Origin of the sequence: Methylomonas koyamae (assembly GCF_001644025.1) — a bacterium.
Taxonomy (GTDB): domain Bacteria; phylum Pseudomonadota; class Gammaproteobacteria; order Methylococcales; family Methylomonadaceae; genus Methylomonas; species Methylomonas koyamae_A.
Window position 1 is genome coordinate 1 of record NZ_LUUK01000215.1, and the last position, 7,083, is coordinate 7,083.

At 54.0% G+C, this 7,083-nt stretch carries 9 protein-coding genes; all 9 read right to left on the reverse strand.

Annotation, left to right across the window (positions count from 1 at the left end; all coding sequences use genetic code 11):
- Positions 1-75: 75 nt before the first annotated feature.
- Positions 76-2,241 (reverse strand): DUF3987 domain-containing protein, encoded by a 2,166-nt coding sequence (locus A1355_RS21460; RefSeq protein ID WP_064031326.1) that lies wholly within the window; start codon positions 2,239-2,241, stop codon positions 76-78.
- Positions 2,238-2,528, reverse strand: coding sequence for a CHC2 zinc finger domain-containing protein (locus A1355_RS21465; protein ID WP_064031327.1), 291 nt, complete (start codon positions 2,526-2,528; stop codon positions 2,238-2,240). The genes A1355_RS21460 and A1355_RS21465 overlap by 4 nt, the downstream gene beginning before the upstream one ends.
- A 184-nt stretch (positions 2,529-2,712) precedes the next feature.
- Complete coding sequence (locus A1355_RS21470; protein WP_082885697.1) at positions 2,713-2,934, reverse strand: helix-turn-helix domain-containing protein; 222 nt, start codon at positions 2,932-2,934, stop codon at positions 2,713-2,715.
- Between the two features lie 108 nt (positions 2,935-3,042).
- Entirely contained in the window at positions 3,043-3,705 is a 663-nt protein-coding gene (locus tag A1355_RS21475; protein WP_064031328.1) for a hypothetical protein, read from the reverse strand.
- 19 nt (positions 3,706-3,724) lie between these two features.
- Entirely contained in the window at positions 3,725-4,252 is a 528-nt protein-coding gene (radC, locus tag A1355_RS21480; RefSeq protein WP_064031329.1) for a RadC family protein, read from the reverse strand.
- 115 nt (positions 4,253-4,367) lie between these two features.
- Positions 4,368-4,625, reverse strand: coding sequence for a YgiT-type zinc finger protein (locus A1355_RS21485; RefSeq protein ID WP_064031330.1), 258 nt, complete (start codon positions 4,623-4,625; stop codon positions 4,368-4,370).
- Positions 4,622-4,936 (reverse strand): DUF4258 domain-containing protein, encoded by a 315-nt coding sequence (locus A1355_RS21490; protein WP_064031331.1) that lies wholly within the window; start codon positions 4,934-4,936, stop codon positions 4,622-4,624. The genes A1355_RS21485 and A1355_RS21490 overlap by 4 nt, the downstream gene beginning before the upstream one ends.
- Positions 4,937-4,943: 7 nt before the next feature.
- Positions 4,944-6,158, reverse strand: coding sequence for a tyrosine-type recombinase/integrase (locus A1355_RS21495; protein ID WP_064031332.1), 1,215 nt, complete (start codon positions 6,156-6,158; stop codon positions 4,944-4,946).
- A 245-nt stretch (positions 6,159-6,403) separates the two neighbouring features.
- Positions 6,404-7,083 (reverse strand): tyrosine-type recombinase/integrase (locus tag A1355_RS21500; RefSeq protein WP_197471877.1); only part of this gene is annotated, 680 nt, incomplete at its 5' end.

Here is a 7,083-nt window from a genome sequence, read left to right on the forward strand (position 1 = left end):
GCGCGCCGTGGCGGTCGGCAGGCAAAAAAAAACCGGCCTAAGCCGGTTGGTTTTGGGGTGGGTTCTTACGGTCGATCATCGCAAAACTAGCGGGTTAATGTGAAAGCTCGGCAAAGGCCGCCGGCCTACTGCTTGCGGCTCTGGCGGTTGCTCCAGTATCCAGCCCTCATAGGCCAGAATTTCCAGCGCCTCTTTCACGGGTGCGCCCTTGCCTAAGCCATGCCAGCCTTTGCGGTCAATGTCGCGGGTGGTAAACGGGTTCGGCAGGCCGCCGGCTTTGATCTTGCTGGCTAGTTTTACCGCCGCTTCCTGTTCCGGGCTTTCGGCCATCGCATAAATTCGCCGCGCGTGGCTTTCCAGGTAATCGCACCACGCCACCGCCAGCCGCGCCGCTGCTTCTGTGACCGGCCCGCCCGGTGCGCCGTTGGCAATGTCGATCAGGTGGAAAATCAGCGCCAAGCTCGGCATCAATGACCGAAACTTGCCGAAGTGCTCCACCATCAAGGGGTTTTCCTCGGTCGGTATCTTGCCGGTTTGCAGCTCGGTCAGCCACTCGAAAAACACCGCTTGCCCGGCTTCGTCGAAACGGTAATAAGGCCGGTCGTCGTGGTCGCGGTCGAAGTTGGCCCCGTGTTCGGCAAAGTCCATTTCCGCCAGCTTTTGCAGGATTACAAAGGCGCGGTGCTTGTGTTCCTTGTTGGGGGCGGTGTCGATCAATTGCCAGTTTTTCGGCTCATCCGGCCACACGGCAAGCTGTAGGCGCTGAATCATGCCATCATTGCCGCCGCTTTGGGCTTGGTGCAAATAGGCTTTCAGTTTGTCGGGCTGGATACCGCCTAGCAAGCTGATACAGATTTGTTTTGCCTCGGTGACGCCTCGGGCAATCTTTACATCGGTATAAGTCCCGTTGCCGTTCCACCCCTCCAGAAAATAAGCCCTTTCATCGGCTCCGTTTTCTTGATCCCACTTGACCAATAAGCCGGTTAGCTCATCACGAAACACCAGCAAGCCGCGCGGGTTTTGCGCTTGTAAGCTGGTCATGCTCTGGATGGTGGTTTCATTGGTTTTGAATAGTCGCCGTGTCGGTTGCTGTTCGCTGGCTTCCAAGGCTTCCAGGTATTCAGCCCGCAACAGGTCAAGTTCGCGGCCGTCCATCGTGCTTTTCTTGGCCTCCTTATCTAGCCGGCTTTTCAGGTCTTTTTGTACCGCGCCGGCCACCATGCCTTCAAAATCAGCGCTCCGTTTTTCGCGCTCGAACATTTCACCATAGACAAATTGCAGCCGGTCAAGAATGCCTAGCGCCTCTTTCATGCTGGGGGATTTCAGACAGACCGAAGGCCGCCCGATACAGGCGCCCCAAAGATTAGGGATAACCTCCCAGCCGTCGCGCTGCTTTGGGCGAATGCCGCAACCGGCCCCGATCACGCTGGAAAAAATCACAATGGTTGAAGTTACCGGAAAATCCGCCGGGGTTTGCATTCGATGCGAGACATCCGCCAGCCAATCGCGGAAAGGCGCGGGGATTAGTTCCGGGGTCATCGGTAAAACCGCCGGGATTTTCGGGCGGATTTCGCCGGGGTTGGCCCACGTGCCACGGGTGGCCGCGCTTGGGTTGCTGGCGGCTGTCGGGGCGGCTTGGCTGGCGATCACTTCCCGAAGTTTGGCCTGTAGGGATTCGTGCAATCCGCTGTCAATCGGCCCGAAGCGATCCCAGCCAGTAACCCAGCCTTCCAGCCAGTCCACTACATCGCCGCCTTTTTCAAGGTTCGGCAAGCAAACGGTCTTAACCTTCGGCGGTTGCGGCAAGGCCGCCAGGCATTCGGCCACCTCCGCCGCGTATTTCTCGCCGGGTTCGTCAATGTCGGGCAGGATATACACCGCGCCGAAGCCGTTTAGCGGTGTCCAGTCGGCTTTTTTGGCCGCCTGCGATCCGCCTAAGCTGGTGACGGCACAAAGGCCAATCGATTGCAGCGCCGCCGCGCATGGTTCGCCCTCAACGATAAAAACCGCCTTAGTTTTGTCATGCGCCGCCAGCCGATCCAGACCAAACAAGGGGCGGGGGTCGGCATCGATTCCCGGCACCCAATCGGCACCGCGCCGCCGGAAAAACGGCACCACGTCTTTTTTCGCGCCCTTGGCTTGATACCGGCCCACGGCCCCCAAGGGTTGGCTGTTGGCGTCGTGGTATGTCCAGCCAAACACCAACGGCTTTTGATTGTAGATTTTCGGTAACTCGATCATTCTAGCCCCCACTCCTTAGCCAGCTTTTCCAGGGCTTGCGGAAAGGTCAGGCCGTGGCGTTTTTGCTCGAACGCGATCACGTCGCCGCCCGCCGCACCGCAACTAAAACATTTAAAGCCGCCGGTTTGGGTGTTGATCCGGAATGATCCGCGCTCGGTGTCGCCGTGAAACGGGCAAAGGCCGCCATCGTTCCAGCCGATCCGCTTTAGCGGTACATCGGGCAGGGCCGCGCGGTAATAGTCGGGCGGATTGATTGCCCGTTTAACGGTTTCGGATTTTATAGGCATGGGTCGGCCTCTCGTATTTGGTAGGCCTCGGCTATTTTTCCGGCGGCGTCGTAGTATTCGCATTCGGGGCAAAGGCCGCGGTCTGTAAGTTCTTCGCGGTCGGCATGTGTTCCGCATGATTTGCAGTTGTCCATGATGCGGGGTTGATGAAAAAAGCGCGATAAATCAGATTTTGGCGACATACTTAAACCTCCGCGCCGTGGGTGCGAGATTCAAGAAAAGCATCAAGCGCTGATTGCCGGTACTTCACTAGCCGCCCGACTTTGATAAACGGGATTGCATAGCGCTTTGTTGAGCGCCAAACGTCAAGGGTTCCGGTTGATATGCCTAGATATTCAGCCGCCGCCGCGTTGTCTAGCATCGCGTCTTTGGCTGTGTTTGTGTTGGGGGTGGTTGATTTAACCATCGTGTTGCCTCGCTAGGCTTGTTAATGACGGTTAAATAATCGGATTTAATGGCGGGGTTTTCACCGAAGCAAAAGCAGTTAGAATTTGCTTCGGCTATGTTGGCATAATCATTGCTTGTTGCTGCGTACCTTGTGATAAAGGGCTTGGGCTTCGCGGTAGTTTTGGCCGGTAAGCTCCATAACTCGATCTATGTTTTTTCTGGTGTTCATGCTGCCGGTCGGCATTTCTCGGATTTGATTTTCGATTGATTGCTCTGGGGCTTTCATTTCTTTGTATTCAAGCCCGCCAGCTTGGAACATCGCCTTAAAGGTCTTTGCAGTGGTTTTGGCTGATTCTTTTACCTTGTCGAAAAACGTCTCCGCGCTCCGGGTTGAATAGCCAAACATGTTAACCAGCTCAGCAACCGCATGTTCTCGCTGCGTTTTGCCGTCATCTGAAAATTCATTGTTGTAGGCAGCTCTAACAATCGATGTTGCTGGGTGGTGTAATAATTCGCGCTTATCCGCTTCTGTGATTTTTTTCCATTTAATGCCTACCTGCTTCATTAAATCCACCCCAACCAAGGCATCACGCAAAGCACAGGCAGCGGCGAAGGTTTCGGGGTCGTGTTCTGTCTGGTTTTCAAGAACTCGCGCTAAATACCCAAACAAAAGCTCACGGTCATAGGGTGGCGGGTCGCCAGCATAAAGCGCCTTTATGATCTGCTCGCTGGTATCCGGTTTGTTCCCCTGATACCCTAAGAAAACAACATCTTTTTTTGGCTTTGCCATCTCAGCATCTCCGCTTTATTCAGATTAAGCCGCGCTCGGCAAACGATAGCGGCTCGCCGTCGCCAATAATGAAATGGTCAAGGGTGCGAATATCGAGCAGGGACAACGATGCTTTCAGTTGGTTGGTTATCGCTTTATCCGCCAGGCTTGGCTCTCTAATGCCGCTCGGGTGGTTGTGGGCGAATATGACCGCCGCCGCGTTAAGCTGTAGGCATCGCTTCGCCACTTCGCGCGGATAGACCGCCGCGCCGTCTATCGTGCCTCTAAAAAGCTCTTCGCACTCAATCGCCCGGTTTTGGTTGTCCAGGTACAAGCAAACGAATACTTCATGCTCCAGGCCACGCAATCGGGCTTTGAGATAGGCGCGGGTAATGTCCGGGCTAGTTATGGCTGATTCCCTAAAAACAGCCTTGTTTAGCAGTACCGAAGCCGCCTTGATGATTTGCTCTTCGGTCAAGGCTCGCCGCGCCCGATATTTGCCGGCGGTATCGGTGACAAAGTACGGCAGCTTTAGCGCCTTGGTTTCTGTAGAATGCTTTTTAGCCATGATTGCGCCTCTCTGTTAGGTGCGGTTGTGGTTAGGGTCGGCGGGTGCTCGCAACACTTGCCGGCCCGATTTTGGGCAACTATCGCCCGGTGGTTCTTTGCTTTCTCATTATCAATCACGCCGCGCGAAATTCATCGACGGCAACTTTCACAAATCGAGCGGGCTGCTTGCGGTGTTCATTGATAGCCTGGTGGTCTGCTTCGATTTGTTTTAATACCTGAACATCGAAATATTGCTCGCCGCAGAAGTCGCACTCGATACAAGGCACATGCTCGACAATCAACATTTCACCTTGTGCTTGATGCAAATAACGGGTGGTTTTGGCGGTTAAGTGTGTGTTACCGCAGAATGCGCATTGTTCCTGATCGGTCATTTGGGATTGCCTCGCTCGAAAGGGGTAATAAATTTAGGCGGTGTTGGAATGTACACCGTGATGATCAATAATTTTTCGCCCATGTTGCCGCATACGGCGTGAATGGGTTTGCCGTCATTGGAAAAGCCCACCACTAAACAGCTTTCGCCGCGTCCGGTATCGGGGTATTGTTCAATAATTCGGCCATTCAATAGACACTGCTCGACTTCATCTAGGCTTAGCGCGTCATTTTGCCTTTCTCTGTCGCCATGCCGAGAATAGCAGTATTGCTGCGACGCCACACAGCGGGTAACCCGCTCCATGTCAATCATGTTCCGGTTACCCTTTATTGCGTTTCATGGGGATGATGTCCGCCGCTTCCTTAAGGCCGGCCGCCGCTAATATAGCGCCGGTTGCCCGGTCTACCGATTCGCGTACCGGGTCAAGGTCAAGCCGGGCATAAATGGCCGTTGTCGATGGTGATTTGTGATTAAGCGATTTGCCGACGATTGCCAACGATGCGCCGGTTTTGGCCTGCCAGCTTCCCAGGGTGCGCCGTAGGTCGTGGATGCGTAAATCATCAATTCCGGCCCGATCCAGTACGCGCCGCCATGCCTTCTTAGGCTCGACTAAATGACCGCTTGCACCCTGGCCAGGAAAAACCCAACCGCCGGCCTTGTCGGTGTGCCGGTTGCGTAGGATTTCCAACGCCTCGGCGGATAGGGTGACGGTTTGCGGCTCGCCGTTTTTGGTGGTGGGTATGCGCCACTCGGCTCGGTCAAAGTTGATCTGGCTCCATTGCATTTCTTGCACGTTCGAGCGCCGCGCCCCGGTCAGCAGGGAAATTAAAAAGTAATCGCGTAGGGTGTCGTTGGCTTCTTCGGCCAGGGCGGTAAAAAATGCCGGCAGTTCGTCGGACTGCAAAAAGCGGTCGCGCTTGGTTTCCGGGTATTTCTTGATACCGTGGGCAGGATTCGCGCCTTTGAATAGCTTACGCTCGGCAGCATAGCCGAATAGGCTGGAAGCCATCGCGATTACGCGGTTTGCCGTGGTGGGGTGTTCCTTGCCGATTTCAGCATGTAACTTGCCGAAGTCGGTGTCTTTGAATTGCGACAGTTTGCGCTTGCCCCACTTGCCCAGATACAGGCCGAAGTCGTAGCGGTAGCTTCGTTTGGTTTTCTCGGAAAGGAAAGCGCCGCGCTTGTTGCGTCGGTGTTGCAAAAAGTCGTCGAACAATTCTTGCAAGGTGGTTTCGGTCTTTAAGGCTCTGGCGTCGGTGTTGGGGTTAATGCCTTGAACAAGTAAGCCATTAAGCCGGGTGGTTTCGGTTCGGGCTTGCTCGATTGTCATATCCGGATAACGGCCTAACGTTACGCGTTCTGGGCTTCCGTTTTTAACCCGACGAAACAAGGAAAAGGTTTTTGCGCCGTTGCTGGTGACGCGCAACTGTAGGCCGTTGGTTTTCGTGTCGTGGTAGGTCGCCCGGTTGCCGGCTTCCGGTAGGGGCAGGGCATCCAATGCGGCCTTGGTAAAGTTGATTTTGTTATCTGCCATGTGTCCACCTTCCGGGGTTACAAATTATTCCGGGGTTACGCCGGGGTTACACAGTAGGTTAAATTTGATTAAATTTCGTGTAACCCCGTAAGGCTGATAATAGGTTGATTTTGTTGATTTGTAAAGCTTAGTTAAGGTTGGTTAATCAGCAGAAAATAGCGGACCTTCAAATTTGTAATCAGCCGGTCGCGGGTTCGAGTCCCATCGCCAGCTCCATATATATCAAAGGCTTAGGTGTTTTTCACCTAGGCCTTTTTTATTTGCTGTACCAAATTTGTACCAAGTCTTGCGTTATCTGCGTACTCGGCAAGATGCCCAGGCGACAAATGAGCATAACGCTGTACCATCGTTGGCTCACTCCATCCTCCCAGTTCCTGCAAAATATTCAACGGTGTGCCGTTCTGCACATGCCAACTGGCCCAGGTATGTCTTAGATCATGCCAGCGGAAGTCTTCAATTCCCGCCCGCTCTAAGGCATGACGCCAAGCCTTGGTATTGGCATTCAACACGGGTTTGCCTTGGTACGAGAACACGTAGGTATCATGCTGGCCAATTTGCCGCCGAATCACCGCCAAACTTTCTTCGTTTAACGGCACGGCGATAGACTTTCTCGCCTTGGCTTGGTCTGCATGTATCCACGCGCAACGCCTTTGCATATCGATTTGACTCCATTGCAACCGCGTTACGTTACTTTCCCGCAGGCCGGTCGATAACGAGAACTTCACCATTTCCGCTAAATGCGGCGGCAGTTCCTGTATCAAGCGGATAGCCTGACCTTGGGTTAACCACCTAATCCGCTTTTTCGGCTCAGGCAGCAACCGTATAAAAGGCACGCTATCAATCCATTCCCATTCTTTGTGTGCTCTGTTCAATATGGCCCTGATTACCGCCAGTAGCCTATTCACAGTAAGCGGTCCTTTAACAG

What these genes read in the sequence shown, in the direction of transcription:
- A1355_RS21470 (WP_082885697.1), bottom strand. Translation starts at nt 2,934, where the DNA reads ATGGTTAAATCAACCACCCCCAACACAAACACAGCCAAAGACGCGATG.
- A1355_RS21485 (WP_064031330.1), bottom strand. Translation starts at nt 4,625, where the DNA reads ATGACCGATCAGGAACAATGCGCATTCTGCGGTAACACACACTTAACC.
- A1355_RS21490 (WP_064031331.1), bottom strand. Translation starts at nt 4,936, where the DNA reads ATGATTGACATGGAGCGGGTTACCCGCTGTGTGGCGTCGCAGCAATAC.
- A1355_RS21475 (WP_064031328.1), bottom strand. Translation starts at nt 3,705, where the DNA reads ATGGCAAAGCCAAAAAAAGATGTTGTTTTCTTAGGGTATCAGGGGAAC.
- A1355_RS21465 (WP_064031327.1), bottom strand. Translation starts at nt 2,528, where the DNA reads ATGCCTATAAAATCCGAAACCGTTAAACGGGCAATCAATCCGCCCGAC.
- A1355_RS21495 (WP_064031332.1), bottom strand. Translation starts at nt 6,158, where the DNA reads ATGGCAGATAACAAAATCAACTTTACCAAGGCCGCATTGGATGCCCTG.
- A1355_RS21460 (WP_064031326.1), bottom strand. Translation starts at nt 2,241, where the DNA reads ATGATCGAGTTACCGAAAATCTACAATCAAAAGCCGTTGGTGTTTGGC.
- radC (WP_064031329.1), bottom strand. Translation starts at nt 4,252, where the DNA reads ATGGCTAAAAAGCATTCTACAGAAACCAAGGCGCTAAAGCTGCCGTAC.